The following is a 14,119-nucleotide window of genomic DNA, read 5'->3' on the forward strand; positions in this document are numbered from 1 at the left end:
GCCCCGGCCCCCTTGATGTGGGTCGCGCCGAGGCTCGCCTGTTTCACTCTTGAATCGAGGATCCTGTTATGAACATTACCGTCGTTGGAAGCGGCTACGTTGGGCTGGTAACCGGGGCCTGTATTGCAGAGATGGGCAACACCGTCTATTGCGTCGACGTAGACAAGTCCAAGATCGATAACCTGAAGCAGGGCATTCTGCCGATCTACGAACCGGGTCTCGAGGAAATCGTCACCGAGAACCATGAGTCCGGGCGCTTGCACTTCACCACGTCGCTTTCCGAGGCAGTCGAGCAATCCGAGGTGTTCTTCATCGCTGTGGGCACGCCGCCGGGTGAAGACGGGTCCGCCGATCTGCGTTACGTCCTGGAAGTGGCGCGCCAGATCGGCGATACGCTGACTGGCCCGGCGATCGTCGTGAACAAGTCGACCGTTCCGGTCGGTACTGCAGACAAGGTGCGTGCAGCCATTACCGAACGTCTCCAGGCGCGCGGTGCGGAGATCGAATTCTCGGTGGTCTCGAACCCGGAATTTCTCAAGGAGGGTGCGGCGGTCAACGACTTCATGCATCCGGATCGTATCGTCATTGGTGCCGACAATGATCACGCCCGTCAGGTGATGAGCGCGCTCTACGCACCCTTCATCCGCAACCGTCCGCGCACCATGTTCATGGGCATCCGCGACGCGGAGATGACCAAGTACGCGGCGAACGCCATGCTTGCCACCAAGATTTCCTTTATGAACGAGATTGCCAGCCTTTGCGAACGGCTGGATGTCGATGTGGAAAACGTTCGCCTGGGCATCGGCTCGGATGAACGTATCGGCTATCACTTCATCTATGCCGGCTGCGGTTACGGCGGCTCCTGCTTTCCAAAGGACGTCAAGGCGCTGATCAACATCGCTCATCAGAACGATTTCGAGCCCAAGCTGCTGCAGGCTGTCGAGGCCCGTAATGATCAGCAGAAGCACTCGCTGTTCAACAAGCTGTCAGCTCATTTCAACGGTGATCTCGACGGTCGGACCTTCGCTGTCTGGGGCCTGGCATTCAAGCCTGGCACTGACGATATGCGTGAGGCACCGAGCGTCGTCCTGATCAATAGCCTGATCAATGCAGGAGCCAAGGTTCGCGCGTTCGATCCGGTTGCGCGCGAAACCGCGCGCCGTGAATTCCCGGAAAGCTGGTTTGCCGAAGGGCGTTTGCAGATCGTCGAAGGTCAGTATGAAGCCGCTATCGATGCAGACGCGCTGTGCCTGGTGACCGAATGGAAGCCGTTCCGCCGCCCTGATTTCCGCGCGCTCAAGCGTTTGCTGAATACGCCGTTGATCATTGACGGACGTAATCAGTACGACCGCGAGCAGGTCAAGCGTGAAGGCTTCAGCTACTACGGTATCGGTCGCCAGCCCGTCCAGGCTTGAGCGAGGGAGTACGCGTGAGCGCCATCGACCAGCCCAGCGCCGGGCACAACATGACCTCGTCCAGAGGCAAGTTCGCCGCGCTGCTGCAAGGAAGCATGCGCAGCCGGCTGTTGCGCAACATCCTCACCGTTGTGACCGGCACTGCGGGGGCACAGGCTATCACCCTGGCCTTCATGCCGGTCATCACGCGGATCTACGGACCCGAGGCTTATGGGGTACTGGGGACCTTTCTCAGCGTGACCTTGATGCTGATCCCCATCGCTGCACTGACCTATCCCATCGCCATCGTGCTGCCTAAGCGCGACGGGGACGCGCGTGGGTTGGTGCGACTATCGCTGATGACGGCGATGGTGCTTGCGACGCTGGTCGCGCTGGGGCTGATCCAGTTTGGAGACCGGTTGGCGGTGGCGCTGGAGATCGAGATCATCCAGCCCTACCTGATGCTGATTCCGCTGGTCATGTTCAGTGGTGCTGCGCTGGAGATCTGCCAGCAGTGGCTTTTTCGAACCCAGCGGTTCCACATCACCGCCCGGGTCGCGGTAGTCAATTCGCTACTGTTCAACAGTCTGCGTACGGTTGCCGGCCTGGTGCAGTCCTCGGCGCTGATGCTGGTTTGCACCACGGCACTGCAGCAGGCGTTGCATGCGGCGATGCTCGGTTTGTCCATGTGGCGTGGCCGTGCAGACGCCGATAAACACGCCAGCGAGGAGGGTGGTTCTCCGCCACTGCTGGAACTGGCGCGCCGGCACAGCGATTTTCCGCGGTTCCGCGCTCCGGTGATGCTGATCAACGCCGTATCGCAACACTTGCCCACGCTCGTGCTCGCGGCCTATTTCGGTCCTGCGGCTGCAGGGTTCTTCGCCTTATGCAAGCAGGCGTTGAGCATGCCAACCAACCTGATCGGCAAGTCGGTCGCTGATGTCTATTACCCACGCATCACCAGGGCGATCCACGATCAGGAGCCGGTGGCGGCGATGCTGCTGAAGGCCACCACTGCTCTGGCGCTGGTCGGCCTCATTCCGTTTACGGCGGTTGCCGTGCTTGGCCCCTGGATGTTCTCGCTGGTGTTCGGTGAGCAGTGGCAGGTGGCAGGCGAGTACGCACGCTGGTTGGCGCTGGCAGAGTACGTCGTGTTCATTTCCAGGCCTTGCGTGGTCGCCGTTCCGGCGCTGTCGCTGCAGGGACGTTTTCTTCTTTTCGAAATATTCAGCACCAGCCTGCGCGTGCTCGCCCTGTTTGGCGGCGCCGTTGTGATCGGCGATGCACTGGCCACCGTGCAGGCCTTCGCTGCAGCCAGCATCGTGATCTACCTGTCGCTGGTGGTCATCGTCACGATCGCGGCACGACGCTGGTACGTGCGCCAACAAGGGCCGGCTTGATGCGGCTCGCAACCCAATTTTCGAGTGCTATGGATCCCCTATGACAGCAAACCTGCCCACCATAGTCGTCATTGGCTACAACCGGCCCAAGAGCCTGTTGCGCCTGCTGGACTCCCTGAGCAAGGCGCATTACCCCGCCGGCGATGTCCGTTTGGTGATCAGTCTGGACAACTCAGGCACGCTGGAGCCACTGCGTATCGCCGAAGCCTATCCCTGGGCGCACGGAGAGAAGCGGGTTATCCATCGCGAGAAGCGCATGGGCCTGCGCAATCACGTCCTGGCTTGCGGTGACCTCACCGAGGAGTACGGTGATGTGCTGGTGCTTGAGGACGATCTGTTTGTCTCCCCATTCTTCTATGAGTACACGACCCAGGCGTTGAGCGTTTACGACGACGATCCGCGCATCGCTGGCATCAGTCTGTACAGCCAACAGTTCAACCAGACCGCCAACCTGCCGTTCACGCCCATCGACGACGGCAATTCGGATGTCTACTTCATGCAACTGGCAGCGTCCTGGGGGCAGGCCTGGTCGCGCAAGCACTGGCAGGGTTTCCGTCAGTGGCTCGAAGGCAACGGCACCGACATCAGCCGTATCGAGGGGATTCCCGGGGATATCCGCAGCTGGCCGGAATCGTCATGGCTGAAGCTGTACAACGCCTACATCATCAGCCGCGACCTGTATTTCGTGTATCCCTACCGCTCGTTGACAACCAACTTCGGCGATCCGGGCGAACATTTCTACATCGCCTCGTCGCGCTTCCAGGTGGCCATCCAGCAACAGCGGATCGACTACCACTTCCCGCGTTTCAATGGTTCGCTCGCGGTCTATGACGCCTTTTGCGAGTTGCTGCCGGCAACCCTGAAGCGGCTGAATCCAAAACTGGCCGAGCACGATTTCACCGTCAATCTGTTCGGCTGCAAGGAATGCCGCAGCGGGCTGCAACTGACGCGGACAACCAAACCCGGCCTGCACAGCTTCAGCCTGTCGATGAAGCCGATGGAGCTGAGCGTGCTGCATGACGTGGCAGGGGAAGGCATCGCATTGATCGATGCGGCCGAGGTAGATGCCGCTTCGCTGAGCGCCCCGCGAACGCAGTACGACACCTATCGTTTCTTCTACAAGTTTCCCTCCCTGCCGGTGATTTGCGTCGGCTTCCTCGAGCGCCTCCAGATGATGATCAAAAGCGCTCGGTCCAGCTGAGAGTTCAATTTGACCAACCCCTTCAACAGCCTTGCACAGGTAAAGCACATGGAACGAAAAAAAGCGTTGATCACTGGTGTCACCGGGCAGGACGGCTCCTATCTGGCGGAATTGCTTCTGGAAAAGGGCTACGAAGTCCATGGCATCAAGCGTCGCGCCTCGCTGTTCAACACCCAGCGCGTTGACCATATCTACCAGGACAGCCATGTCGAGAACCAGAACTTCGTTCTGCATTACGGCGACCTGACCGACTCGTCCAACCTGACCCGGATCATCCAGGAGGTACAGCCGGACGAGGTCTACAACCTCGGTGCGCAATCCCATGTTGCGGTCAGCTTCGAGTCGCCCGAATACACCGCAGATGTGGATGGCATGGGCACCTTGCGCATCCTCGAGGCCATTCGGCTGCTGGGTCTGGAAAAGAAGACCCGCTTCTACCAGGCCTCCACCTCAGAGCTGTATGGGCTGGTTCAGGAAATCCCGCAAAAGGAAACCACACCCTTCTATCCACGCTCGCCTTATGCGGTGGCCAAGCTCTACGCCTACTGGATCACGGTCAACTACCGCGAAGCCTACGGCATGTATGCCTGCAACGGGATTCTCTTCAACCACGAGTCGCCACGCCGCGGCGAAACCTTCGTGACCCGCAAGATCACCCGTGGTCTGGCCAACATCGCGCAGGGCCTGGAGAGCTGTCTGCACATGGGCAATCTGGATGCGCTGCGCGATTGGGGGCACGCCAAGGACTATGTGCGCATGCAGTGGATGATGCTGCAGCAGGAACAGGCTGAAGACTTCGTCATCGCAACCGGGGTGCAGTACTCGGTACGCGAATTCATTCAATGGTCGGCTGCAGAGCTGGGCGTCCAGTTGCGCTTCGAGGGCAGCGGGGTGAGCGAACGTGCTGTCGTCGCCGGCATCGAAGGAGATAAGGCGCCAGCACTCAAGGTCGGTGACGTGATCGTTCGCATCGATCCGCGCTATTTCCGCCCGGCCGAAGTGGAAACCCTGCTTGGCGACCCGACCCGCGCCAAGGAGAAGCTTGGCTGGACTCCGGAGATCACCGTGCAGCAAATGTGCGCCGAGATGGTCCGCGAAGACCTCAAGGTCGCCCAGCGCCACGCCCTGCTCAAGGAGCATGGCTTCGACATTCCAGTGAGTGTGGAGAACTAGACATGAATCGTGACGCACATATCTTCGTTGCGGGACATCGCGGCATGGTGGGCTCGGCAATTGTCCGCCGCCTGCAGGCGCTGGGTTATACCAACCTCGTCACCCGTGGTCGTGAAGAGCTCGATCTGGTGGATCAGGCTGCGGTAAATGCCTTCTTCGCCGAGAACAGGATCGATCAGGTGTACATGGCGTCGGCCAAGGTTGGCGGCATCCACGCCAACAACACCTATCCGGCGGAGTTCATCTACCAGAACCTGATGGTTGAGGCCAACATCATCCACGCGGCGCACTGCAACGACGTCAACAAGTTGCTGTTCCTCGGCTCGTCCTGCATCTATCCGAAGTTTGCCGAGCAGCCGATGAAGGAAGAGGCATTGGTGACCGGCGTGCTCGAGCCCACCAACGAGCCGTATGCCGTTGCCAAGATCGCGGGCATCAAGCTGTGTGAGAGCTATAACCGCCAGTACGGCCGCGACTATCGCAGCGTGATGCCGACCAACCTGTATGGCCCTAACGACAATTTCCATCCGGAAAACAGTCATGTGGTGCCGGCCTTGTTGAAGCGCTTCCACGAAGCGACCCAGCGCGGCGACAACGAAGTGGTGATCTGGGGTAGCGGCAAACCGCAGCGCGAGTTTCTGCATGTGGATGACATGGCAGCTGCGTGCGTCCATGTAATGGAACTGGACGACGAAACCTACCAGGCCCATACCCAGCCGATGCTTTCACACATCAACGTTGGCACCGGGGTCGACTGCAGCATCCGCGAATTGGCCGAGACTATCGCGCGGGTCACCGAGTACCAGGGGCAGCTGACTTTCGATAGCAGCAAGCCGGACGGTACGCCGCGCAAGCTGATGGATGTATCCCGACTGAAGGCGCTCGGCTGGCAATCGAGCATCAGTCTTGAAGATGGCTTGCGCGATGCCTATCGCTGGTTCGTGGAAAACCAGCACCAGGCTCGTCACTAGCCTGTGATAACGGCGCGCCCAGGGTGCGCGCCGGTGCCGCTTCACTCCGCCGGGATGCAATCAGGCATGCCGGCCAGGTCTTGGGGACGAGCGGCGCAAACGCCAGTAGCCGTCCGTTGAGTTGAGCAGCAACGGACCTTTTCATGATCGCTGTGGTCCATCCATGGCACATATTTCCAGAGCGGGTGCATAGCCCGTCTCGGTCGACCAGCCATAGCGGTCTGGTTCTGTGTTTCGCCACGTCAATTGGAATTGGGGATAGCGCTTGTTAAGGAAAGTTCTGGCGTACAAGAATCTGCTGTTCATCCTGTTGTTGCTGAACTCCGCCTGCTTCTTCCTTACGGATGACAAGAAGGCCGGGATTCCGTACTTCCGGGAGCTGTTCCTGTTGATCGTGATAGGTGCAACCGCCTGCTTGTTCGCCACCTGGAAATGGGTGTACCAATCGAAGACCAGCCTCTGGATCCTGTTCATGGGGGTGCTGTTGCCGCTACTGTCGGCGACGCTGGCCTATCTCAATTTCGGACAGCCCATGCCCTATGGCCTGCTGGAAGAGCGGCGATTCTTCGAGTACCTGGTTTTTTTCCCGACCCTGTTCCTGCTGGTGATGGCCGCGCCGACACAGGAGGAGCTGGGCAGATATGTGCTCTATGTTGCCCTGATCTGCGCCACCGTTGGTTTCAGCTACTACCTGGGCATCATCCCGACGAATACCGTTGCGTCCTTTACGGTCGACGACTGGTCGCAAGTTGAAAACATCCTGCGACCCAACCGTTTCCGCATCGGTTCGGCGTTCGTCAGCATCTCCGCATTCATGCTGATGTACAACATGAGGGAGCGTGTCACCACCGGGCAGTTGCTCATACTGCTGTATTTTGCCGCCTATCTCTGGCTGGTCATGCAGACCAGACAGACCATGCTGGTCTGGGCGCTTGCGGGGCTGTGGATCTTCCGCAAGCGTATCGATTCGTTGATGAAAATGAGCGTGCTGGCTATCGCTGTGCTGGCGGTTTCGTATTTTCTCGTTCCAGAGTTTTATGTCGCCCAGTATGAGCGCTTCCATGTCCTGTTGTTCGAGGCGACTACCGGCCCTGGCGTCCGGGACGTAACCATCGCAACGATTGTGGACGCTATTCGCGAGAATAACTTCATAGGCATGGGGGCCCTGTCGCTGCAATGGAAGGGTGGATTCTCCACTCTCTACAACTCCCACTTTTATCTTTCGGATGTTGGCGTCTTTGGAGTTTATTACCGTTTTGGCTTCCTTGCGTTGGTCGTGTTAGCCATGTACTACGGTGGATATCTCTGGATCATGCGCCAATGTCACGACAAGGGCAGCCTGCTTTCTGCAGTACAGGTAACCTTCGTATTTGGCATGCTGAACTTTGTGCTTTCCAACGGCCTGACCTTTTCGGGCGATCTATACGGAATGTCCGCAGCGTTCTTTATCTATTACGCCAAACAGCAAGTGGCTGATTCTTTTTATTCGACGAACTTGGGGCAGGTAAATTATGGTCAGTTTCAGTATCGTAACTATTAACTGGAATAACCTGGACGGCCTTAAGGAAACCTATCGGAGCCTGGTTGGCCAGACTTATCGGAACTTTCGCTGGATTGTCATTGACGGTGCGTCGAAGGATGGCAGCGGAGAGTGGCTTCGTGACCTGGACGACGCGCAGGCGGAGATAACCATCGAGCCCGACAAAGGTATATACGACGCCATGAACAAGGGGCGTCTGCGGGCAATCGAAACGCCGGGCTACACCTTGTTTCTTAACAGCGGGGATTCCCTGGCTGGGCCGGAAGTGCTCTCGAGGATCAACGAGGAACTGTCCCGCGCTGAAATTGCGCCGGCATTCATTTACGGCAACTTCTACCGCAAAAATGCAGAAGGTGCGTTGGAGCCAGTGAGCGCCAGACCGATCGAGCGCGCGCCCCTTGGCTTGCCGGCGAGCCATCAGACGATGTATTTCGAGAACCAGCGGTTGCGTAACTACTCGTTTCGGCTCGATTACAAGTTGTCTGCTGACTACTGTCTGTTACTTGAATTTCTGCAAGGGCTCGATCTTCAACGCGATGTCATGCAGTTGTCTTTCCCTCTGTGCATATTCGATACCACGGGCGTATCGCACAAACGCCGCTTCGAGGCGATACGCGAGGACATGGATATCCGAAAGCGGTTTCTCAATTACTCAGCGCCCAATGCGTTCGCGCTGTATGTACTGCACTACCTGCACACGCATGGCAAGTTGTTGCGCTCGGCATTGGGACGCTAGTAGGCAGGTAGTATCTCCCTTCAGGTTGGATCTATATAAAAGAACAGGGCGCAGGAGCGTGTTCAATGAATTACCGAAGCCTTAGCCACCTCTCCCAACTGAGCACCGAGTGTGCTGGAAAGATTCCGAACGATATAGACCTGGTTGTGGGTATACCGCGTAGCGGGATGCTGGTGGCGAGCATCATTGCTCTGAAACAGAACCTGCCGTTGACGGACCTCTATTCGTTCTTGCGCAACGACGATTTGAAAAAAGGCACCACACGCACCTACAAGCATGCCGAGCTGGTTAAACCGCAGGATGCGAAGAAAATTCTCTTGGTCGACGATAGCATTTCTTCGGCCAAGTCCATGTTTGCCGCCGTGGAGCAGGTAAAGGCCATTTACGCCAGGGATGTAGTGACCATGGCGGTATTTGCGGAACGCCATAATCAGCATCTGGTTGATATGCATCTGGAACTGGTGGAGCAGCCGCGGGTGTTCGAGTGGAACATCATGCATCATGAGTTTCTGAAGCACGCCTGCCTGGATATCGATGGTGTGCTTTGTGTGGATCCGGACGTAATGCAAAACGACGACGGTCCCAAATACCGAGATTTTCTGGCATGCACACGTCCGTTGTTCATCCCGTCGGTCAAGGTCGCTCATCTCGTCACAAGCCGTCTGGAAAAATACCGCGCCGAAACCGAGGAATGGCTACAGCGCAACGGTGTGGAATACGGTGTCTTGCATATGCTGGACCTTCCCACCGCGGAAGAGCGGCGCCGATTGAGCATCCACGCGAAATTCAAGGCTGAGGTTTACGCCAAGCATCCACTCACGCGCTTGTTTGTCGAGAGTGAGGAGAAACAGGCGCATGAAATCATGAAGCTCAGCGGCAAGCCCGTTTATTGCATCGAGACAAACGAGATGTATGTGCCTGGCCAGGTTTATAACCTCAAAGCCAGCACGGTCAGAAAGGGGCATCGATTGAAGGCACGGCTGGTTGGCAAGGCGAAGTCCCTGCTGGCCAAGTTGTCACCCGCATCGCCAGAAAAGGTTTGATGGATTGGCATCGGCAGCAAGTCGATGCCAACTGTAACTAGCAGATGTTCAAGGTGTCGGCCCGATACGGCTGCAGTCGCCTTGACCGATGTACTTGCTGAGTATTTCCCACTGGGGTCGGTGGCTGCCGTCCTTGTGGGGTTCTATGGATAGTTTGTAGTTACCCCAGGCTGATCCCGCCGCCCAATAGGTTATCGGGATACAGTTTTCCTGAAGGTACGCCAGCATGTGATCCATCGCCTCCAGTAGGCGGGGCTCGTCCGCGGGTATACCAAACTCGCCAATATGGCCTTGTTTTCCGTTTCGTTTCAGCCATTCAACAAAGGGTTTGACGCGTTCGACGCCACGCATCGTATCGAAATCCTTGTCAAGCGGATCTTTGTACTGTCCGCTGCTGTCCTTGTCGAGATACACATGGGCAGAGAAGATCAACTTATCGGAGGGATCTTTCAATTGCAGCAATGGATCGTTGTATTTAGGCCAACGATATGAGCTTGACCATGACTTTCCCTCGATTAGCAGGGGGCGTTCCCGATCATGCTTTCTGATGGCGTCGATGCCCGCCTGTGCAGCTGCCGGCCAGTAGTCATTCGCAGCACCATGTGGCTCGTTCATGATGTCGTAGGCGTAAAGGCCTTCATGGTCTTTCCAGCGCTTGGCTACACGCTCCAGAAAGTCCTGATAAGCCGCTATGGGGACCGCATCAGTTCCTATTACTTGCTTGCGATACCGCGCGTAGTTATGGATGTCGAGAATCACGCCCATGTCGTTATCGGCGGCCTGCTGCAGGGTATTTTCGATCAGCTGTGCATAGTCTTTGTCGAGCTCACCGTTCAGTTCGCTTTGCAGGCGTTCCCAGAGAATTGGAAACCGAATGGTCCGAATTCCTTCTTTCTTCCACTTTTCCAGGTAGTTGGGGGCAGGGAAGAAATAATTTGTATTGTATTTGCCGGGTATGTGACCGCTGGCAAAGCCGGCTCCGCCGATGTTCAGCCCGATCAGATCGATATTTTCTGCCCCGCTTGCGGCACTACCGAGTGAAAGCAGGAGTCCGAGGAGCATTCCTTTTGACCGAATCGAGCCATTACGTGTCGCTGTCATTTCAGATCCCGTTTTACCCGTTGGAGAGAAGTGCCATCACCGCACTGCTTCGTTTGTCCGAAAGCGGCACGCATTGTTCCCTGCGCCTGGGCGAATCTGTAGTGGCACGATTTTGCGGCGTCAGACTGATGCGGCTGGCAGCACCGCCGCTAAAAATTTTGATATGCAGACAGAGAAGCTTTATATGAAAAACCCGCTCGCCAGAAGAATGGATCCCCTCATAGGGAAGCTGGAGCTACTGGATGAGGCTGATACCGGTGCTTTTATGTCCGAGCTTCATGGACGCGAGTCTCCGACAATTCTTGGTTTCCTCAACCAGCACGGGTACAACATTGCCCAACGTAATCCGACGATCCTCAAAAGCTTCATGCAGGTGAATTATCTGCTGCGTGACGGGATTGGCATCAAGGTGGCCTGTCTGTTCAACGGCGTGGATCCGAAGGCCAATCTGAACGGGTCTGACTTCATTCCGGACCTCATCGAAGAGCTGGTTGCCAAGTCGGAGGAACGCTACGAGCTGTTTGCCATGGGCACGCGCGAGCCGTGGCTTAGCGACGGCGCCAGAACGCTTTTCGGCGGCCGGACCTTCCACGCGATCGATGGCTTCAGGCGTGAAGAGGAGTATCTGGAGTTCTATCAGAAGCACCACGTACCGGGGCGTTTCCCGATCATCGTCATGGCGATGGGTATGCCCAAGCAGGAACAGGTGGCGCTTTATCTGCAACAAGCGATGGACTGCCGCGGCTTGCTGATTTGCGGAGGGGCCATCCTGGACTTCTCTGCGCAGCGCTTCCCACGTGCCCCGTTGTTCTTTCGCAGGTTCGGGCTGGAGTGGGCGTTTCGCATGCTCATCGAGCCACGCCGCTTGTTCAAGCGCTACGCGGTAGGGATACCAGTGTTCTTTTATTACCTGCTACGCAACGCGTTCTCGGGGACGCGCCGCATGGGTGGCTGGAGCGAACTCAAGCGAGAGTAGCCGTGAGTAACCATGCGGGTATGGCGCGCCGGGACTGAAGCATCGATGCCTACGCAGCGGTCACCGCGGAATCACCCGTAGCGACATCAGCAAGCTGAACAGATAGTGGGCCGAGAGCGTAACCGAATAGAGCAGCACGACCGAGGTAATCGGTAGATCGATAAGCTGCGCAGAGCCAAAGCAGGCAACCGTCAGGACGGTGCGTTGCACATTGAGCATCAGAAGCAAGCGCTGGCGGTCGAACAGTGACAGCAAGTGAGACGCCGGCGCATGGATGAACTGGAACAGCAGATAGATTGCCAGCACCGCTGCCAGTTCTCCCGCCAGCTCCCACTGCCGTCCGAATGCGAGTGAAAACAGCCCCTCGCCAAACACCAGCAGTATCAGCGAAGGTGCGATCGAAAGTGCGAGCAGTCGTTTAATGACCGAACGGGTAACGGCACGGACCTCAACGGGGCGTTTGCGTCCCAATGAGGCGATCTCGGCGTAATAAGCCTTGCTCGTCGTGTAGCCCAGCAGCTGCATGGGCAGGGCCAGGGTCATCAGTGCCAGGCCGAGCTGTCCAGTCGTTTCGGCATCGTAGAATGCCGCCGTGAGCAACAAGGGTGACTGACTGGCGAACACCTGCAGGAGCTGCGAAGGCAGGCGATAGGCTGGAAAGGCCCTGTAATGCCGCAAGATACGCCAGGCACGTCTTAGCGTGACCTGCCGCCAATGGCGTTTCACATCGGCGCGGAATGTACGAATCAGCGTCATTGTTCCCGCACCAGCCCCCACGACCTGGCCAGCCAGAAGACCTCCCGGCATCAGCCCAAGCATCCCCAGCGCAATTTTCGCCACCGCGCCCACCACACTCTGGCGCAGCTGTGTGCGTGCGATGGCCGGATAGGCGCGACGGCGCACTGCCCATATCAGCAACACCTCATAAAGACCTGTGCAGAAGAGGCCAATGATCAGCATGGCGCGGTAGGGTGCAATCGCCTCCATGGATATCACGGCCAACAGGGTGGGGCCGGCCAGCCAGAGCAGCAGCCCTAATAACAGTGTCATGAGAGTGAGGAGTACGGTAGAGACCGCCATTAACGTCATGGCAGTGCCGTCCCTGCTGGGCAGCGGGACGGCGAGCTCGTAGCGCAGCGTCATCAGCGGGGTCAATATCAGTAGCAGGGCGGTGAAGACCGAGAGGACGCCGAAGTGTTCCGGGCTGTAGATCCGTGTCAGAACCTGAATCGAAACCAGGCCTATAACCTTTGCCAGCCCACCGCCGAGCGCCAGGGTCGCCATACCCTTGAAGACGCTGCCGGACGACCCGCCCGTTAGGCGATGTCTGGCTGCAATCAGCTTTCCCGTGAAACCTAGGCTAGACAATGGACGCTCCTCCTATGAGCGAGCCGCTTGAAAGCGCGCGCTATTCCGTGCGAACCCGACCATGTCGGGCCTGTGATGTCATTTGGCTGAATTGTTTCGGATTGTAAGAAGCCTGCTACTGCTCAAAGTTCCAGTTGGCCATGCCAGTAAACGCGCGAGACGGGCGGATCTGCAGCCAGACATCGGGCTGCTCAGAGCGTTGCTGGTGTCTGCTATCAGAATCCGGGGCTTTTCAGCTTCTTGGCTGGCTCCCTTGCCCTGTTTTCAGAAGCACTCCCGCATCCGCATAGGCCAGTCGCCCGTTATCCAGTCGCGCCGGCGAAGTATAAGGGTGGGGCGTCAGGTGCTTTTCGTCCTGGATATGCAGGACTTCAATCCCTTGCAGCTTCAATACGTCCGACACCATGGACCGATGACACCGCCACCAGAGCACCTCGGCACACATCATTGCGGTTGGCTGGTTGCCTGCCAGCCGGAGCAGTTTCTGCAGACCTGTTTCGAACTCTTCGCTTTCCAGGTGTGCTGCGTAGCCGCGAAACGAGGCGTTACGCCATGCGCTTGCCGATGGCTCTGGTGGTGCGCGGCGTCGGCCACCCAGCTCTTCGATCCACTCATAACCGATACCGCAGCGAGCGAGTGACGCTTCCAGCGTGTCGGACATGAACTGTGGCAGGCGCTTCGAACCGGGAAAGCGCCTGACATCGGCCACTGCGGCGATCCGATAGTGCTGTAGCAGCGCAATGAAATCTTCCGTGGTACGTGTCGAGTGGCCGATGGTCCAGACGGTAAGTGGGGCCACCGCTCAGTCCGCCTTTGTCAGTGCGCTTTCCTTGTGCATGGCCAGGTGATCAGTCTTGTCGCTACGCACTTCGTACTGAGGCGCGTCCGGACTGGCCCGGCGAGTGCGGCCCATGAATTCGGTGTCCTGGGTCAGCACCTTGGTGATATGGCCTGTGATCTGTCCGGCTTCGGAGTTCCAGTGGACGCGGTCACCCACCTTGAATTTTTGCTCTGTCATCGCTGCCCTCGTCGCTTCGATGGGATTGGGCGAAGCCTGCACGATTTCGCTCCTGCTCTGGTTAAGCGGACCGGAGATGAAGGGCTGTTGCTGCTACCGTTCGTCAGATTCCGGATATAGCGATCCGGCGGTTCCAGATGCCTGGCAAACAAAAAAATGACGCCGACTAAAAACTATCGAAGCGATTTAAAGCGGCTC

General features: G+C 57.6%; 13 protein-coding genes. 9 read left to right on the forward strand and 4 right to left on the reverse strand.

Annotation, left to right across the window (positions count from 1 at the left end; all coding sequences use genetic code 11):
* Positions 1-68 precede the first annotated feature (68 nt).
* The 8 genes from AC4LFW_RS02860 to AC4LFW_RS02895 all read left to right on the forward strand — a co-directional run bounded on the left by AC4LFW_RS02860 (position 69) and on the right by AC4LFW_RS02895 (position 9,458).
* A complete protein-coding gene (locus AC4LFW_RS02860) occupies positions 69-1,415 on the forward strand; it encodes a UDP-glucose dehydrogenase family protein (protein WP_491817628.1) in 1,347 nt (448 codons plus the stop codon).
* A gap of 14 nt (positions 1,416-1,429) precedes the next feature.
* Positions 1,430-2,794 carry a lipopolysaccharide biosynthesis protein gene (locus AC4LFW_RS02865; protein ID WP_491817630.1) on the forward strand — a complete coding sequence of 455 codons (1,365 nt, stop codon included), beginning with the start codon at positions 1,430-1,432 and terminating at the stop codon, positions 2,792-2,794.
* A 40-nt stretch (positions 2,795-2,834) separates the two neighbouring features.
* Positions 2,835-3,995, forward strand: a complete 1,161-nt coding sequence (locus tag AC4LFW_RS02870; protein WP_491817632.1) for a glycosyltransferase — start codon at positions 2,835-2,837, stop codon at positions 3,993-3,995.
* A 48-nt stretch (positions 3,996-4,043) separates the two neighbouring features.
* Positions 4,044-5,168 (forward strand): GDP-mannose 4,6-dehydratase, encoded by a 1,125-nt coding sequence (gene gmd, locus AC4LFW_RS02875; RefSeq protein WP_491817634.1) that lies wholly within the window; start codon positions 4,044-4,046, stop codon positions 5,166-5,168.
* 2 nt (positions 5,169-5,170) lie between these two features.
* Positions 5,171-6,139, forward strand: coding sequence for a GDP-L-fucose synthase (gene fcl / locus AC4LFW_RS02880; protein ID WP_491817636.1), 969 nt, complete (start codon positions 5,171-5,173; stop codon positions 6,137-6,139).
* Between the two features lie 313 nt (positions 6,140-6,452).
* On the forward strand, positions 6,453-7,679 hold the full coding sequence (locus AC4LFW_RS02885; RefSeq protein ID WP_491817638.1) for a hypothetical protein: 1,227 nt from the start codon (positions 6,453-6,455) through the stop codon (positions 7,677-7,679).
* A complete protein-coding gene (locus AC4LFW_RS02890) occupies positions 7,651-8,415 on the forward strand; it encodes a glycosyltransferase (RefSeq protein ID WP_491817640.1) in 765 nt (254 codons plus the stop codon). The genes AC4LFW_RS02885 and AC4LFW_RS02890 overlap by 29 nt, the downstream gene beginning before the upstream one ends.
* 65 nt (positions 8,416-8,480) lie before the next feature.
* Positions 8,481-9,458, forward strand: coding sequence for a phosphoribosyltransferase family protein (locus tag AC4LFW_RS02895; protein WP_491817642.1), 978 nt, complete (start codon positions 8,481-8,483; stop codon positions 9,456-9,458).
* Positions 9,459-9,506: 48 nt separating this feature from the next.
* Here the strand turns inward: AC4LFW_RS02895 and AC4LFW_RS02900 are convergent, their stop codons facing one another.
* On the reverse strand, positions 9,507-10,559 hold the full coding sequence (locus tag AC4LFW_RS02900) for a glycoside hydrolase family 5 protein (protein WP_491817644.1): 1,053 nt from the start codon (positions 10,557-10,559) through the stop codon (positions 9,507-9,509).
* Positions 10,560-10,743: 184 nt separating this feature from the next.
* Here AC4LFW_RS02900 and AC4LFW_RS02905 point away from each other — a divergent pair, with 184 nt between their 5' ends.
* Complete coding sequence (locus AC4LFW_RS02905; RefSeq protein ID WP_491817646.1) at positions 10,744-11,535, forward strand: WecB/TagA/CpsF family glycosyltransferase; 792 nt, start codon at positions 10,744-10,746, stop codon at positions 11,533-11,535.
* A 60-nt stretch (positions 11,536-11,595) separates the two neighbouring features.
* Here AC4LFW_RS02905 and AC4LFW_RS02910 read toward each other — a convergent pair whose 3' ends face one another.
* The 3 genes from AC4LFW_RS02910 to AC4LFW_RS02920 form a co-directional block, all read right to left on the reverse strand.
* A complete protein-coding gene (locus AC4LFW_RS02910; protein WP_491817648.1) occupies positions 11,596-12,903 on the reverse strand; it encodes a lipopolysaccharide biosynthesis protein in 1,308 nt (435 codons plus the stop codon).
* Positions 12,904-13,135: 232 nt separating this feature from the next.
* The gene (locus AC4LFW_RS02915) at positions 13,136-13,702 is read right to left on the reverse strand and encodes a DUF488 domain-containing protein (protein WP_491817650.1); all 567 of its coding nucleotides are present in this window, start codon (positions 13,700-13,702) and stop codon (positions 13,136-13,138) included.
* 3 nt (positions 13,703-13,705) lie between these two features.
* The gene (locus AC4LFW_RS02920; RefSeq protein ID WP_491817652.1) at positions 13,706-13,921 is read right to left on the reverse strand and encodes a hypervirulence associated TUDOR domain-containing protein; all 216 of its coding nucleotides are present in this window, start codon (positions 13,919-13,921) and stop codon (positions 13,706-13,708) included.
* Positions 13,922-14,119 lie beyond the last annotated feature (198 nt).

The organism is Stutzerimonas sp. C6.4V (assembly GCF_058536345.1).

What these genes read in the sequence shown, in the direction of transcription:
- AC4LFW_RS02920 (WP_491817652.1), bottom strand. Translation starts at nt 13,921, where the DNA reads ATGACAGAGCAAAAATTCAAGGTGGGTGACCGCGTCCACTGGAACTCC.
- AC4LFW_RS02900 (WP_491817644.1), bottom strand. Translation starts at nt 10,559, where the DNA reads ATGACAGCGACACGTAATGGCTCGATTCGGTCAAAAGGAATGCTCCTC.
- AC4LFW_RS02905 (WP_491817646.1), top strand. Translation starts at nt 10,744, where the DNA reads ATGAAAAACCCGCTCGCCAGAAGAATGGATCCCCTCATAGGGAAGCTG.
- AC4LFW_RS02870 (WP_491817632.1), top strand. Translation starts at nt 2,835, where the DNA reads ATGACAGCAAACCTGCCCACCATAGTCGTCATTGGCTACAACCGGCCC.
- AC4LFW_RS02890 (WP_491817640.1), top strand. Translation starts at nt 7,651, where the DNA reads ATGGTCAGTTTCAGTATCGTAACTATTAACTGGAATAACCTGGACGGC.
- AC4LFW_RS02895 (WP_491817642.1), top strand. Translation starts at nt 8,481, where the DNA reads ATGAATTACCGAAGCCTTAGCCACCTCTCCCAACTGAGCACCGAGTGT.
- AC4LFW_RS02860 (WP_491817628.1), top strand. Translation starts at nt 69, where the DNA reads ATGAACATTACCGTCGTTGGAAGCGGCTACGTTGGGCTGGTAACCGGG.
- fcl (WP_491817636.1), top strand. Translation starts at nt 5,171, where the DNA reads ATGAATCGTGACGCACATATCTTCGTTGCGGGACATCGCGGCATGGTG.
- gmd (WP_491817634.1), top strand. Translation starts at nt 4,044, where the DNA reads ATGGAACGAAAAAAAGCGTTGATCACTGGTGTCACCGGGCAGGACGGC.